Origin of the sequence: Paracoccus suum (assembly GCF_003324675.1) — a bacterium.
GTDB classification, from domain to species: Bacteria; Pseudomonadota; Alphaproteobacteria; order Rhodobacterales; family Rhodobacteraceae; genus Paracoccus; species Paracoccus suum.
The window spans coordinates 706,500-720,297 of the sequence record NZ_CP030918.1 but is presented as its reverse complement, the minus strand read 5'-3'; the positions used below and the strand labels follow the sequence as shown (position 1 = coordinate 720,297).

Below are 13,798 nucleotides of genomic sequence, written 5' to 3'. Positions count from 1 at the left end.
GCCATCGCTGGTTGTCACAAGGTGACCATCACCGGTTCCACCCCCAGCGCTAACCCGGTCCCTTTAGCCCAGCTATGTCGGGCGCATCCCGCCCCTCCGCAAATCCCCGCCAAAGTTCAATCAGCGGGCGCACCCGGTCCGCCTTGGCGTGATCCTGCCACGGCTTCTCGTACTGAAAATGCAGGATGCGGATGTCCTTCCATGACCAAAGCCCGGGCAGGTTGAACCACACATATTGCAGCATGTTGTCGAAAACCGGGAGGCCGTGCCAGTCGGGAAAGAACGCCTCGAGAAAGGTCTGGTCCGTGCGCCGCCAGAAGGCGTCTGGCACATCGAGCCGGGCCAGCATGGCGGCGAAGGTTTCCGCGTCGGGCCGGGCCGTGAACACGCCACTGTTCAGGCGATGAAAATCCGCAAGGCTTTCGTAGACATTGGGCGCCGCTGAAAACTCGGGATAGTCGAACAGCCGGTCCACGGATTTCAGCACGATCGCATCGGCGTCGATGAACACGACCCGGGCATAGTCCAGCTGCCACAGCCGCAGCTTGGCGAAATTGTCCAGCGGCGTGTGAAAGGGGGGCTTCTCGCCCTTGGTAAAGGGCGCTGACCCGTGCAGCCTGGCGCGGGCGTGGGCGGTGTTGAACGCGGCGGAGGTCGGCAACAGTTCGACCCGCACCAGCCGCGCGCCGAGGGCCGACAGCGGCGCCAGAGCATCGGCTGCAACTTCGGTGTGCATCACGACCAGATCGGCGGTGGTACCCGTCAGTCGCAGGGAATGCAGCAGCGCTTTGGCGCCCAGCGCATAGTCGGCATTGGTGACCAGCGTCACATAGGCCCGCTTGTCGCGCGCTGGCCGGTCGGCCAACCAGCCCGGCATCACGAGACCTGGCGCAGCCGCTTGCCCTCGGGGTCGCGGTCGACGCGCTTGGCGATGTCCTTTGTCCAGGCGCTGACGGCGGGAACGCGGCTGCGGTCGATGCGGTGGGCGTATTTCCTGGCCACATCCACGACCTCGGAGAGCAGGCCCTGCTGCAGCCGGATCGGCTCGAGGCCCAGCGCCAGGAACTGGTCGTTCTTGACGATCAACTCGTTCTCGTCGGCCTCTTTGCGCGGGTTGGGCAGATAGACCGTCTTGGCGCCGGTCATGCCGGCGATCATTTCGGCCAGATCGCGCACCCGGTGCGTTTCGGTCATCTGGTTGAAGATGCGCACCCGTTCGCCAGAAGCGGGGGCGTCCGACAGTGCCAGCTCGATGCAGCGCACGCTGTCCTGGATATGGATGAAGGCCCGCGTTTGGCCGCCGGTGCCATGCACCGTCAGCGGATAGCCGATGGCCGCCTGGATGAGAAAGCGGTTCAGCACCGTGCCGTAATCGCCGTCATAGTCGAAGCGGTTGATCAGCTGCTCGTGGCGGCGGGTCTGTTCGGTATGGGTGCCCCAGACAATGCCCTGATGCAGATCGGTGATCCGCAGGCCGTCGTTCTGGGCGTAGAACTGGAACAGGATCTGATCCAGCGACTTGGTCATGTGGTAAACCGAGCCGGGGCGCGTCGGGTACAGGATCTCCATCCCCTTCTTGCCAGTCGGGGTGTCGATCTCGACGTCCAGATAGCCCTCCGGGATCGGCGCCCCGACCGAGGAATAGCCATAGACGCCCATGGTTCCCAGATGGACAAGATGCGCATCGATCCCGGTTTCCACCAGTGCCGCCAGCAGGTTGTGGGTCGCGCTGACGTTGTTGTCGACCGTGTAGACCTTGTGGCGGTCGGTTTTCATCGAATAGGGGGCGGCGCGCTGCTCGGCGAAATGGATCACCGCGTCGGGGCGGTACTCCGCCAGCCATGCCTTAAGCCGCTCGTATTCGGTGGCAAGATTCAGCAGGTGGAACTGGATCTGGTGGCCAGTCTCGGCCTTCCAGATGCGGCACCGCTCCTGGATCGAATCCATGGGGGTCAGCGACTGCACCCCCAGTTCGGTGTCAATCCAGCGGCGCGAGAGGTTGTCGACGATGTGAACCTCGTGCCCGAGGTTCGACAGATGCAGCGAGGTGGGCCATCCGACGAAACCGTCGCCCCCGAGAATCGCGATCCGCATGATGATGCCTCCCGTTACCTGCGTCTGGACCGGGTTTAGCCATGATTTTCGCGACAGTGGAATGACAAATCGGCCAAGCGGCCGGATGGGGTCAGTCCAGCCGGCGGCCTTCGGGGTCGAAGTAGTGTTCGTTTTCCGGGTCATGGGTGAGGGACAGCCGATCCCCGCGCGCCGGGCGCAACTGTCCCGGCAGCAGTGCCGTCAGCACATCGCCGGTCATCGTGCGGCCGTGGATCAGCGTTTCGGCCCCCAGGTTTTCCGCCGCCTCGACCGCGATCCCGAGGCCCTTCTCGCCAAGGCGCAGGTGCTGCGGACGCAGGCCCAGTGTGACCGCGCCGTCACGCCGTGGCACTGGCAGCGTCAGGAAATTCATCGCCGGCGCGCCGATGAAGCCGGCCACAAAGCGGTTGGCGGGGCGATTGAACAACTCGAGCGGCGCGGCGCTCTGCTCGACCTTGCCGCCGCGCAGCACGACGATGCGGTCGGCCAGCGTCATCGCCTCGATCTGGTCATGGGTGACATAGATCATCGTCCGCCCGAGCCGCCGATGCAGCGCCGCAAGTTCGGCCCGCATCGCGCCGCGCAACTCTGCGTCGAGGTTCGACAGCGGCTCGTCCAACAGAAAGGCCACCGGCTCGCGCACGATGGCGCGGCCTATGGCGACCCGCTGCCGCTGGCCGCCCGACAGCTGCCCCGGGCGGCGGTCCAGCAGCGGGGTCAGTTCCAGCATCCGGGCTGCCTCGGTGATGCGCGCCGCGATCTCGGCCTTCGGCAGGCGGGCGTTCTCAAGGCCAAAGGCAAGGTTCTGGCGCACCGTCATGTGGGGGTAGAGGGCATAGCTCTGGAACACCATGGCGAGGCCACGCTCGGCCGCGGAACGTGCGGTGACGTCCACCCCGTCGATCAGGATGCGCCCGACGCTGGGCTGATCGAGGCCCGAAATCAACCGCAGCAGGGTCGATTTACCGCAGCCCGACGGACCGACGAACACCGCCAGTTCCCCCTCGGCGATGTCGAGCGAGATGTCCCGGATGACCTCGACGACGCCGAAGTTGCGCGACACCCGGTCCAGCGTAATCGCCCCGCTCATGGCCGCCCCCTATTTCAAGCCGGTGCCGGCGATGCCGGTGGTGATGAACCGCTGCAGGAACACGAACACCACGACCACCGGGATCATTGCGGCGACAGTCATGGCGAGGATGAAGTGCCACTGCACGTTCAACTCGCCCGCATAGGTATTCAGCCCGATCTGCAGTGTATAGTTCTGCTTGCTCGACAGCACGACCAGCGGCCACAGGAAATCGTTCCAGCGCCAGACCACGCTGAAGATTGCCAGCACGGCGAGCGCGGGGGCGGCCAGCGGCAGCACGATCCGCCAGTAGATCTGCCATTCCGAGGCATGGTCCATCCGCGCCGCCTCGAGCAACTCGTCCGGGATGGTCAGCATGTATTGGCGCAGCAGGAACACGCCGGTGGGCGTGGCAATGGTCGGCAGGATCACCCCCCAGAGGTTGTCGAGCAGCCCGACCGCCGAGACCACGGAATAGAGCGGCACCAGGATCACCGACAGCGGCACCATCAGTGTCGCGACGATCACCAGCAGCACGCTGTTGCGGGCGCGAAAGTCGTATTTCGACAGCGCAAAGGCCGCCATCGAATTGGTCAGCAGCGTCAGCGCGGTCGCCATCAGCGTCACAAAGACCGAGTTGCGGAAGTACAGCCAGAAATCGAACTTCAGGAACGGCTCGGTATAGTTGCCGGTGGCAAATGTGATCTGCCGCAACGGCTGGCGATCCTTGATGTTGACCTTGACCGGCGGCGCCTCGGGCTGGTCCGGGTCAACCATCTGCGCGACGATGCCGACACGACGCAACTCGGCCATGGTTCGGGTCTGGCGATCGGGCAGGGTGACGGTGAACAGGCCCTTGGGCTTGCCGTCGATGGTCGCGGTCTGCTGGGCATAGGGCAGCAGGGTCGGCGGAAACTCGGCCAGGGCGGCTGGGGTCTTGAAAGATGACAGCACCAGCCAGGCCGCCGGTCCCAGCATCAGCAGCAGCCCGGCCAGCAGCCAAACCCAGCTGAGGATATCGGTCCAGTCCCAGCGCGCGCCGCCCCGCCGACGGCCAAGGAATGCAGCAGGGCTCATCGGCCCTCGGCCTTGCGCAGGCGCTGCTGGATCAGCGTCAGGACGACCAATACCCCGGCCATCAGGATCGACGCCGCAGCCGCCAGCCCCGGATTGCGGACCGGCGAGGCAAAGCCGGTCTCGTAGATATACTGCGTCAGGAACATGGTCGCGGTGCCCGGCCCCCCGCCGGTCAGAACATATGCCTCGTCAAATATCTGCACCGCGCGGATCACCGCCAGCGTGATGACTACGACCAGGTTCGGCATCAGCAGCGGCAGGGTGATGCGCCAGAAGACTCGCGCCGGCGGCGTGCCGTCCATCTCTGCCGCCTCGTAGAGATCGCGGGGAATGGCCTGCAATCCGGCCAGCAGGATCAGCGCGTAAAAGCCGACATGCGCCCAGACGCTGACGCCTACGGCGGCGGCAAAGGCCCAGCCGCGCTCGGTCAGCCAGTTGACGGGGGGCAGGCCGGCCTCGACCATCATCAGGTTGGCAAGGCCCTGTCGTTGCAGGATCCAGCGCCAGATCAGGCCGACCACCACGGGCGAGAGCAGAACCGGGAAAAAGAACACCGCCCGCCACAGGCCCTTGGCCGGGATGCGGCGATTCAGGATCAGCGCGGTGATCATCGCCGCGACCGTCATCAGGGACACCTGAAAGACCGTAAAGCGCAGCGTGTTCCACACGGCGGTCCAGAAGCTGTCGTCGCGGCAGGTTCGTGGCTGCAGGGCGTTGGTGCAGTCCATCAGCCGCGCGTAATGCGCGGCGCCGACGAAGCTGCGGTCGGGCAGGAATACCTCGGCGCCCCCGGTCAGCGAGTAGGCGACGTTGAGGCCGATCGGGATCAGCACGAACAGCGCAAAGATCAGCATGTTGGGCAGCAGGAACAGGGCGATCATGCCGCCCTGTCCGGTCAACCTCTGCCATGCACGAAAGGCAGGATCGATGGCTGTCGCAAGCCCCCGGAGCGGTGCGGTCAGGACCCCGGCGACAGACCTGCCGGGGTTCAAGCCTTCGCCCTCACCAGGTGATCCTCACGGCAAGGTCCTCATTGGGCGACCTTGGCGGCGGCCTCGGCGATGTCCGCGTCAATGCGGGCAAAGGCATCCTCGGGGGACAACTCGCCCGCCATTGCCTCGCCGACCCGCTTGACCAGCGCCGCATAGACGTCCGAGGCCGGGGTCCAGGCCGGAATCTGCTGCGCCTCTTCGGTCAGTTGGCCGGTGGCCTTGACGAACATGTTCAGCGCCGCCTTGGCATGGGGGTCCTCGGTCTTGAAATCGAGGCCCTTCTCCAGCACCGCCTTGTGCGCCGGCAGGAACAGCGCGCGCTCCGAGAACTCCTTGACGATGTCCTCGCGCGCGAACCAGTCCATTACCTTGCCGACGTCCTGCGGGTTCTTGGTCGACTTGATCGCGACCAGCGCGGCGCCGCCCGGAAGGCCGGTGCAGCCCGCGGCACCGCAGGGCGATCCGGTGGCCACCCAGTCAAAGCCGTCGCCGATCTTTTCGCTGAGGTTCGCGACCTGCCAACTGCCGGAGTAGTAGAACGGCACCGCGGCATTGATGAACTCATCTGCGCCGGCGCGGTAGGTTGCCCCTGCGGCGCTGACCCACACGTCCTTGAGGTTCTTGCCGTCAGCGGTCCAGCCGATCAGCTTGGTCAGAAAGCCCTTGCCGGCATCGTCCAGCGGCGCCGGCTTGCGGTCCGGTCCGATAAGCTTTGCCCCTTCCGAGATCATCGGTCCGGCGATCCGGTGGCCCGAGCGGTCGATGGCCATGGCCGCCGCGGTCTGCTGGCTGGCCTGCACCTTGGCCGCGGCATCGACCCACTCGTCCCAGGTTGCGCCCTCGCCGGGCAGCGGCACGCCGGCCTGCTCGAACAGCGTGGCGTTGGCAAAGCCGCCGGTCAGCGTCAACTGGGTCATGAAGCCCGTGATGGCATCGCTGCCATCGGGTCGCATCCAGTCCATCTGGGCGCCGAAATTGGTTTGCCAGTAGGCCGGGTCCGCCAGATACGGCGTCAGGTCCAGGAAATGGCCGGCCTCTTTCTTGATGTCGGTCATGCGGGCGATGTCGGGCCCCTGGCCGGCCGCCAGCTGGATAGGCAGTTGCTCCTTGATGACCTGGTAGGCGACGTTGTCGAGCGTCAGCTTGATGTCCGGATTCTCGGCGTTGAAGCGGCTGACCAGGTCGGCCATCACCTCGCCCTCGTTGCCGTCCGAATACCACATCATCCGCACGTCCCCCGCCCATGCGCCTGTGGCGAGGGCGGAGCCGAGCAGCAGCGCGGTTACAGTCGTTTTCATGGCAGATCCTCCCCGGATCGGTTCTTGGGCGCGATCTTGTGGCGCGTCCCCGTCAAGGTCCACTGTGCCGGGTCGAGCCGGCGTCCTTCCGCCTCCACGGTGCCGTCGCGGTTGAAGGCGACGCTACCGTATTCAGGATCGATGACGCAAAGATTGCCATCCGCGTCCTCGCGCGCCGTGACGCCCGCGAAATGCTCGAACAGGCGCTCGGTCGAGGGGGCGTCCTCGGTGACGCGCATCAGCCACCAGCCATCGCGCCCCGTCAGCCGCAATTCGCAGCCCGCGCTTGGCCCCTCGGTGACCATATGCAGCGGGCCGGAGGCGATCAGCATCAACCCGGCCCGGTCGAGGACGGCGCAGGCGCGATCATCTGCAACCTCTGCGGCGTCGAACACCTGCGCGGGAAACCACGCGTGGGTCAGGTCGGGCTGTGGCGGCACGCCGGTAAAGCGGACGAGGGCGAGGCCGCGATACTGCTGCACCCGCGGCACACTGGCGGAGCCGCCCCAGTAACTCGGCCGGCCATAGCCTGACTGGATCATCTCGCCCGGCTGGTTGATCCAGACCTGGGCTTGCGGGTCGCGTCCGATGCGCGCATGAACCAGCGTTTCCTGATAGCCCCAGTCGCCCCAGCGATAGCCCGCGGCGCTGCCCATCGCGGTGCCGCGGGTCTTCCAGTGATAGAGCCGGGCAAAGTTTCCCGCCCCTTGGGTAAAGGTCCATTCCTGCCCGTCATCCCGGTCCCACAGCGCCCGCGCGGTCAGGTCCGGCAGGACCAGGTCGTGATCGCGCAGGCACAGGGCCAGTAGCGGCAGGCAGTGGAACCGCGCGCCAAAGCTGCCCGCCCCCCACAGCAGCCGCGCCACCGCTGACAGCTCAAGCGTCGCGCCGGCCCGCAGGGTATGCTCGTAACTGCGGCCTTGGGCGGCGGTCAGCACACCCTGATGGGCGCTGTTCGCGACGATCTCGACGAGCCGCGCGATGCCGCGGGCCGCGCGCTCGCGGATGTCGGCATCGGGCGCGAGCGCCTGCAGGGCGCAAAGGCCCTTGAGGTCGATGGGGAAATAGGGGGCCGAGTTGAACTCGGCCATCTCGGCTGCCTCGAAATGATCCAGCCATGCGCGCACCCGCGCAGCGCCGGTGGCGGATTGCTGCGCCCCCGTGCGGCCCGAGCGAGTGAAGATCGCATCGCGCAGCAGATTCCCGGCCAGATAGGCCGCGGTGTGAAACAGCAGGGCGTGGTTCTCGCTGAAATACCACTGAACATCGTTGCCCGGCTCGTCCATCCAGTAGCGATAGTTCAGGATCGCGGCGTCGATGCGCGCCAGCGTTTCCGGCGCCAAGCTCTCCGCAAAGCGGATGCGCGACCACAGCAGCGGCACCAGCTCGAAATCTGCGCAGTCCCAGCAATCTTCGATCGCCGGCAGCGCTGCGAGGATCATGGCATCGGCGGCCCGGCCAGTGGCAAGGCAGGCAAGCGCGCGCACGCAATCGCCCTCGGCGCCGGTGGCCACGGCCTCGAGTGCCTCGGCGATCCGGGCAGATTGGGTCGCCGGCGCCGGGCCGGCGGGGTGCGCGATCTCGACTCCCAGGGTGCGCATTGAGGCAAAGCCGTCCTGGGTCAGGGTCAGGCGGAAGTGCCGGAAATCGGCGGGAAAGTCCGCCACCTCGCCCAGCACGAGCCGGGTCTGGCCAACGGCAAGTTGGTAGCGCCGCCGCAAACGCTGGTGCGACATGAAATCGCCCTCGACCAACAGATCGACCTGCGCCGGGGCCACCATCGGCGGCAGGATCACCGCGACCTCGCCGCCGTCATAGGCGGGGGCGTCGAAATGGGCCGACTCCAGCGCCGCCTCTACGCCTGCAACCACCCCGGCGGGGGCGGCGAACGGCATTCCGGCCCGCGCGGACGGTCCGTCCAGCCAGTCCAAGCGGATCAGATAGCGGGTATCGCGCTCGGCCAGATCATCGAAAAACACCAGGAGTTCATTGTCGCCCTCGGTCAGGGGAACGTCGAAATCCGCCGACTGGGCGTAGTTCCGGACGTAAGGCGCGGTCCATCCGACTTCGGTGCCGTTCACCCACAGGACAGCGCCTCCGCAGGTCGTCAGGCGCAGCCGGGCGGTGCCGGCCTCGTTCGCTGCGATGACCGTGCGTGCCCAGGCGGCAAGGCGCGTCGGCCGGAACCAGAAACCCGACAGATCCAGCACCTGCTGGCCGAAAGGCAGCCAGTTGCGCGTCCAGTCCGGCTCGCCGCGCACCTCCGGGCGGTGGCCGCGAAAGCGCTGCGCAAACTGCGTCCGGCACGGGTATTCATGCGGGATGAAGTTCTTGTCCTTGGTCAGGAAAAAGAACGGGTCCATCTCGCCCTGCAGCGGCGCGTCGGGCACGTCGAACCGCGCCTCGGCGATGTCCGAGACCTGCCAGCGGGTCAATGCATCACCGGGCGCCAGGATCATCGCAGAGCGCTCACCGGGATGGGCTCGACGTCGCCGTAAGCCTGATTTTCGCCGGTCATCCCCCAGACAAAGCCGTAGGGACCGGTGCCGGCGCCCATGTGGATCGACCAGGCGGGCGAAAGGACCACGTCGCCGTTCTGGATCACCAGATGGCGGGTGTTGTCGGGCCGGCCCATGAAATGGAACACCCGATCCTCTGGCGCGAGGTCGAAGTAGCAATAAGCCTCCATCCTCCGCTCGTGCAGATGCGGGGGCTGGGTGTTCCAGACCTGCCCCTGCGGCAGATCCGTGATGCCCATCAGCAGCAGGCACGAGGGCGCGACTTCGGGGTGGATATACATTCGCAATTCGCGAAAATTGCCCCGGTCCTTGTCGCCGAAGGTGACTCCCGTGGCCTCCGCCCGGGGAATCAGCCGCGTCGGGTGATCGGCGCCGGCCGGCACGCTATTGATGTAGAACCGCGCCGGCGCCTCGGAATCATCGCTGCCGAGCTTGAGCGAGCCGGTGCCGCGCCCGACATAAAGGACGTCCCGGTTACCCAGGGCAAAGCGCGCGCCATCCACCTCGGCCCAGCCGGGCTGGCCGAGATTGGCGATCCCCATCTCGCGCGCGTCGAAAAAGCCGGGCGTGCCGACATCGGCGCCGCTGGCGATCTCGACCGGGGCGGCGGTCGGCATGGCCGCGCCGACAATCATCCGGTCCAGATGGGTATAACACAGCCGCAACTGGCCGGGCTGAAACAGCGCCTCGACCATGAATTCCGCGCGCAGATCGTCGGTCCCCATGCCGTCGATCTGGGCAGGCGAGGCGCCATAGCGAACTTCAAGGCTCATCGGTCTGTCTCCTTACAGGCTTCGGCCAAGGCGAGGATCGCCAGCGACTGGCCATATCCCGTCGGTTGGATCGGGATATCGCGGTAGTGTTGCAGATCGTGGCCCATGCGCGTGCCGTAACTGACGCCGCCGACCACGCCCTGATCGTCAATCGCAGCCAGAACGGCACCGATGGCCCGGTTCCCGGCCGCGCGCCATTCCGGGCCGCCGAGACCAAGCCGCGCCCCCTTGAGGAGGCCGTAGGCGATGCCGGCGGTGGCCGAAGTTTCCTCGTAACTGGTCGGATCGTCCAGCAGTGTGCGCCACATGCCGCTGTCCGCCTGCAGCGGCAGCAACGCCGCCACCTGATCGGTCAGCAGATCGGCCAGATAGCACGCGACGCCGCTCGACAGTGTGCAAAGCTGCGGCAGGTCGACCAGGCAGACGGTAATCCAGGCATTGCCCCGCGCCCACCGCGCGCGGCCAAAGCTGTGCCGCCCCTCGAACGACCAGCCGTGGAACCAGAGGCCGGTCTCGCGGTCGGTCAGGAACTGGGCGTGGACCAGGAACTGGCGCTCTGCCTCAGCCACAAGTTCGGGCCGGCCGGCGGCCTCGCCATAAGCGGCCAGGAACAGCGCGACCATGAACAGCGTATCGTCCCACATCTCGCCCGGATTGAGCCGGTCCGAGACGTCGTGCTGGAACCCGCCGAGGGGCGTGCGCGGGGCGTCCCGCAGCAACCGGTCCGCCCAATCGTCCAGGACTGCGCCATAACGCGGCTGCCGTCCCTCGCGCCACAGCAGGGTCAGGGCCAGCATAGGCGCGGTCGTGTTGACGTTCATCGAAGGCAGGCCCCGGGCGAGGGCGCGATCGTACCAGCCGGTCAGTATTTTCCCCAGCACCGGATCGCAGCCGCGCGCCAGCCACAACTGCGCCAGACCGTAAAGGCCAACGCCCTGCGGCCATTCCCAACTGTCAAAACTGATGTAGTCGCCGGCCGAGCCATCTAGGTTCGGCTCGTGATAGCGGCCCTCATCGCGCAGCGTGCCGAGGCCGGCGACCAGCCGCTCCAATGCCTGCGCGATATGGGCCTGCGTGTTCACTTTGGCGTCCCCCCATCGCTAGACTGGCGGCGGGGGCCCGCGTTACACAATATGAAAATCTGTTGCAGGCGGAGTCGGCCATGCGTCCGGACGGGAAAAGGGCCGCGATTTCAGGCAGGGTGCGGCTTAAGGACATTGCCGAGCGGGTTGGCGTGTCGACCGCCACCGTGTCGCGGGCGTTGTCGGCGCGCGGTTATGTCGAGGCCGGGCTTGCAGCGCGCATCATGTCGGCGGCGGCCGAACTGAATTATCCGATGCCGACCAGTCTCGCCGGGCAGACGGTCTGGCTGGCCGCCTCGGCGCCGGCGATGCTCGATTTCGCCCGCAACCAGTTCACGCTGCATGTCCTTGAGGGGTTGCGCGACCGCGCCGCCACCCTCGGGATGGCGGTCGAGGCCCGCAGCCTGCCGGACCGGGACGTGGCGGCCGGCCTGCTGGCGGACGCCGCCGCCGATCCCGGGGTCGCGGGCGTTCTGCTGCTTAGCATTGATGACGACGCGACGTTGGCAGAGGCGCGGGCGGCGCCGGTCCCGGTGGCATTGGTCAATGCCGACGACCCCGAGATGCAGTTGAGTTCTGTCGCGCCCTGTAATCGCAGCGCCGCGGCGCTGGCGACGGACGCGCTGCGGCAACTGGGGCACCAGCGCATCCTGCTGCTGACCCACCCCGGGCGGCGGACCATCCAGCGCCGGCTGGAGGGGTGGCGCGACGCGATGGGGGGTGATGCGGACCCCGATCTGGTGGTCGAGGTCGGCGACTGGCTCGCTGAGGCAGCCGCCGCGGCCATCGCCAGCCGGCTGGAACGCGGCCGGGACTTCACCGCCATTCTTGCCTGCGGCGATGCGCTGGCGGTCGGCGCCTATGCAGCACTGCGCGGGGCGGGGGTCGCGATCCCGGGCGAAGTCTCGGTCCTCAGTATCGACGGCCTGCCACAGGCGGCATTGCTGGACCCGCCGCTGTCGACGATGGAAATCCCGATGCGGGCGGTCGGGGCCGTGGCCCTCGATCTGCTGAAGGAAGCGCGCAGCCGCGGCCTGCCGCCGCGCCGAGTCGAGCTTGCCTGCGAGCTGGTGCTGCGCGGCTCGACCGGGCCAGTCGCGGCGTTCTAGTCGGCGGCCGCCAGTGCCGCCTCAAGATCGGCAAGGGCCGCGACCAACCGGGCGCGTTGAACGGGGTTCAGCCCGGCGAGCACCTCAGCCTCGCGGGCCGTCATCACCGGAGCGAGGCCATCCAATGCCGCTCGTCCCTGCGGCGACAGCGCCAGGCGGCTGATGCGTCGGTCGCGATCATCAGTGGTCCGGGCGATCCAGCCCCGTGTCTCCAACCCCGAAATGGCACGGCTGACCTTGACCTTGTCCATTGCGGTCAACCCGATCAGCGCCGACGCGGTCGAATGTCCCCGCGCGCCCAGATGGGCCAGCACGCGCCATTCGGCCCGGCTGAGGCCATGGCTGTCACGATAGACAGGCTGGACCAGCCGGCTGATCCGTTCCGCGAGCAGGTTCAGACGAAAGGGCAGAAAGGCGTCGAGATCGAACATCGGCACACCGGCAGGGGGTCGGTGCACCCTATCGGCCGTGGGCGCCAGCCGTCGAGGGCGGCGATCCGCGCGCTGGCCAATCGTTGCAAATGAAACCGTTTCCGCGCTATCGCTGCCAGGCCATGCCGCAGCCCTTCGGAGCCGCCGATGATCGCCACGTCCCGTCGTAGCTGGGTTGCCACCGCGAACGCCCCGGACAGCGATTTTCCCCTGCAGAACCTGCCTTATGGAGTCTTTGCGACCCCCGGCACCGCGCCGCGTTGCGGGGTGGCGATCGGCGATCAAATTGTTGATCTGGCAGCCTGTGAGGCTGTGGGCTTCCTTGACGCTGGTGGCGCATTCGCAGCGTCCGCGCTGAACGCGTTCATGGCGCAAGGCCCGGCGGTCTGGGAACGGGTCCGCGCGCGGCTCACCGATCTGCTGGCCGAGGATGGGGGAAACCGCGATCTGCCGCTGTTCCCGATGGTGGGCGCGACGCTGCACCTGCCCATCACCGTCAGCGAATACACCGATTTCTACGCATCGCGGAACCACGCCTTCAACGTCGGCGCGCTGTTTCGAGGACCCGAGAATGCGCTGCCACTGCAGTGGACCCATATGCCGATCGGCTATAACGGCCGCGCCTCGTCCGTGGTCGTCTCGGGCACGCCGGTACGGCGTCCGATGGGCCAGTTGCGGGGCGAGGACGGTCCGCGCTGGGCAGCGAGCGCCCGCCTGGATCTGGAGCTTGAATTGGGCGCCATCGTCGGCCAACCCTCGACCGGGCGCGTCAGCGTCGCCGAGGCCGAGGCGATGATCTTTGGCTATGTGCTGCTGAACGACTGGTCCGCCCGCGACATCCAGGCCTGGGAATACCAGCCGCTCGGCCCGTTCCAGGCTAAGGCCTTTGCCACGACGATCAGCCCCTGGGTGGTGACCCGCGCCGCGCTCGAGCCCTTTCGCCGCGCAGGCGCGCCCCGGGAAAACCCGCTGCTGCCCTATCTGGCCGAGGCTCGGCCGGGTCTCTACGACCTGGATCTGTCCTGGTCGCTTAATGGCGAGGTCATGGCGCGGGTGAACTATGCCGTCATGTATTATTCCAGCGCCCAGCAACTGGCGCACCACACCAGCTCGGGCTGTCCGATGCGCATCGGCGATCTGCTGGGCAGCGGGACTATTTCCGGCCCCGCGCGCGATCAGACCGGCGCGCTGCTCGAGATGACCGAGGGCGGCAAGTTTCCGGTAGAAACGGCTCGGGGTCGGCGCACGTTTCTGGAGGATGGCGACAGCGTCACGCTGGAGGGCCATTCCCAAGGCCCAGGCTACCGGATCGGCTTTGGCCGTTGCGAAGGCACGATCCTGCCGGCTGAATAGG

12 protein-coding genes are annotated in these 13,798 nt (G+C 67.0%); 2 read left to right on the top strand and 10 right to left on the bottom strand.

Going from position 1 to position 13,798, the window contains the following annotated elements; translation table 11 throughout:
* Positions 1-49: 49 nt before the first annotated feature.
* From DRW48_RS03480 to bglB, 9 genes are all read right to left on the bottom strand, one after another.
* Positions 50-877 carry a glycosyltransferase gene (locus DRW48_RS03480; RefSeq protein WP_114075200.1) on the bottom strand — a complete coding sequence of 276 codons (828 nt, stop codon included), beginning with the start codon at positions 875-877 and terminating at the stop codon, positions 50-52.
* Complete coding sequence (locus DRW48_RS03475; RefSeq protein ID WP_114075199.1) at positions 877-2,094, bottom strand: NAD-dependent epimerase/dehydratase family protein; 1,218 nt, start codon at positions 2,092-2,094, stop codon at positions 877-879. Before DRW48_RS03475 ends, DRW48_RS03480 begins: the two co-directional genes overlap by 1 nt.
* Before the next feature lie 91 nt (positions 2,095-2,185).
* Positions 2,186-3,184: an ABC transporter ATP-binding protein gene (locus DRW48_RS03470; protein ID WP_114075198.1), complete on the bottom strand. Its 999-nt coding sequence runs from the start codon at positions 3,182-3,184 to the stop codon at positions 2,186-2,188.
* Between the two features lie 9 nt (positions 3,185-3,193).
* Positions 3,194-4,240, bottom strand: coding sequence for a carbohydrate ABC transporter permease (locus tag DRW48_RS03465; RefSeq protein ID WP_114075197.1), 1,047 nt, complete (start codon positions 4,238-4,240; stop codon positions 3,194-3,196).
* The gene (locus DRW48_RS03460) at positions 4,237-5,121 is read right to left on the bottom strand and encodes a carbohydrate ABC transporter permease (protein ID WP_114075196.1); all 885 of its coding nucleotides are present in this window, start codon (positions 5,119-5,121) and stop codon (positions 4,237-4,239) included. The genes DRW48_RS03465 and DRW48_RS03460 overlap by 4 nt, the downstream gene beginning before the upstream one ends.
* Before the next feature lie 149 nt (positions 5,122-5,270).
* Positions 5,271-6,530: an ABC transporter substrate-binding protein gene (locus DRW48_RS03455; RefSeq protein ID WP_114075195.1), complete on the bottom strand. Its 1,260-nt coding sequence runs from the start codon at positions 6,528-6,530 to the stop codon at positions 5,271-5,273.
* Entirely contained in the window at positions 6,527-8,989 is a 2,463-nt protein-coding gene (locus DRW48_RS03450) for a hypothetical protein (protein WP_114075194.1), read from the bottom strand. The genes DRW48_RS03455 and DRW48_RS03450 overlap by 4 nt, the downstream gene beginning before the upstream one ends.
* Entirely contained in the window at positions 8,986-9,822 is an 837-nt protein-coding gene (kduI, locus tag DRW48_RS03445) for a 5-dehydro-4-deoxy-D-glucuronate isomerase (RefSeq protein ID WP_114075193.1), read from the bottom strand. Before kduI ends, DRW48_RS03450 begins: the two co-directional genes overlap by 4 nt.
* Positions 9,819-10,904: a beta-galactosidase BglB gene (gene bglB, locus DRW48_RS03440; RefSeq protein ID WP_114075192.1), complete on the bottom strand. Its 1,086-nt coding sequence runs from the start codon at positions 10,902-10,904 to the stop codon at positions 9,819-9,821. The genes kduI and bglB overlap by 4 nt, the downstream gene beginning before the upstream one ends.
* Before the next feature lie 152 nt (positions 10,905-11,056).
* Between bglB and DRW48_RS03435 the strand changes: the two genes are divergently transcribed.
* Complete coding sequence (locus DRW48_RS03435) at positions 11,057-12,013, top strand: LacI family DNA-binding transcriptional regulator (protein ID WP_199286148.1); 957 nt, start codon at positions 11,057-11,059, stop codon at positions 12,011-12,013.
* On the opposite strand, the gene DRW48_RS03430 is transcribed toward DRW48_RS03435, so the two are convergent.
* Positions 12,010-12,444, bottom strand: coding sequence for a MarR family winged helix-turn-helix transcriptional regulator (locus DRW48_RS03430; protein WP_114075190.1), 435 nt, complete (start codon positions 12,442-12,444; stop codon positions 12,010-12,012). The genes DRW48_RS03435 and DRW48_RS03430 overlap by 4 nt on opposite strands.
* A gap of 147 nt (positions 12,445-12,591) precedes the next feature.
* Between DRW48_RS03430 and fahA the strand changes: the two genes are divergently transcribed.
* Positions 12,592-13,797 carry a fumarylacetoacetase gene (gene fahA, locus DRW48_RS03425; RefSeq protein WP_114075189.1) on the top strand — a complete coding sequence of 402 codons (1,206 nt, stop codon included), beginning with the start codon at positions 12,592-12,594 and terminating at the stop codon, positions 13,795-13,797.
* Position 13,798: the final 1 nt, after the last annotated feature.

What these genes read in the sequence shown, in the direction of transcription:
- DRW48_RS03480 (WP_114075200.1), bottom strand. Translation starts at nt 877, where the DNA reads ATGCCGGGCTGGTTGGCCGACCGGCCAGCGCGCGACAAGCGGGCCTAT.
- DRW48_RS03475 (WP_114075199.1), bottom strand. Translation starts at nt 2,094, where the DNA reads ATGCGGATCGCGATTCTCGGGGGCGACGGTTTCGTCGGATGGCCCACC.
- DRW48_RS03470 (WP_114075198.1), bottom strand. Translation starts at nt 3,184, where the DNA reads ATGAGCGGGGCGATTACGCTGGACCGGGTGTCGCGCAACTTCGGCGTC.
- DRW48_RS03465 (WP_114075197.1), bottom strand. Translation starts at nt 4,240, where the DNA reads ATGAGCCCTGCTGCATTCCTTGGCCGTCGGCGGGGCGGCGCGCGCTGG.
- DRW48_RS03460 (WP_114075196.1), bottom strand. Translation starts at nt 5,121, where the DNA reads ATGATCGCCCTGTTCCTGCTGCCCAACATGCTGATCTTTGCGCTGTTC.
- DRW48_RS03455 (WP_114075195.1), bottom strand. Translation starts at nt 6,530, where the DNA reads ATGAAAACGACTGTAACCGCGCTGCTGCTCGGCTCCGCCCTCGCCACA.
- DRW48_RS03450 (WP_114075194.1), bottom strand. Translation starts at nt 8,989, where the DNA reads ATGATCCTGGCGCCCGGTGATGCATTGACCCGCTGGCAGGTCTCGGAC.
- kduI (WP_114075193.1), bottom strand. Translation starts at nt 9,822, where the DNA reads ATGAGCCTTGAAGTTCGCTATGGCGCCTCGCCTGCCCAGATCGACGGC.
- DRW48_RS03430 (WP_114075190.1), bottom strand. Translation starts at nt 12,444, where the DNA reads ATGTTCGATCTCGACGCCTTTCTGCCCTTTCGTCTGAACCTGCTCGCG.
- fahA (WP_114075189.1), top strand. Translation starts at nt 12,592, where the DNA reads ATGATCGCCACGTCCCGTCGTAGCTGGGTTGCCACCGCGAACGCCCCG.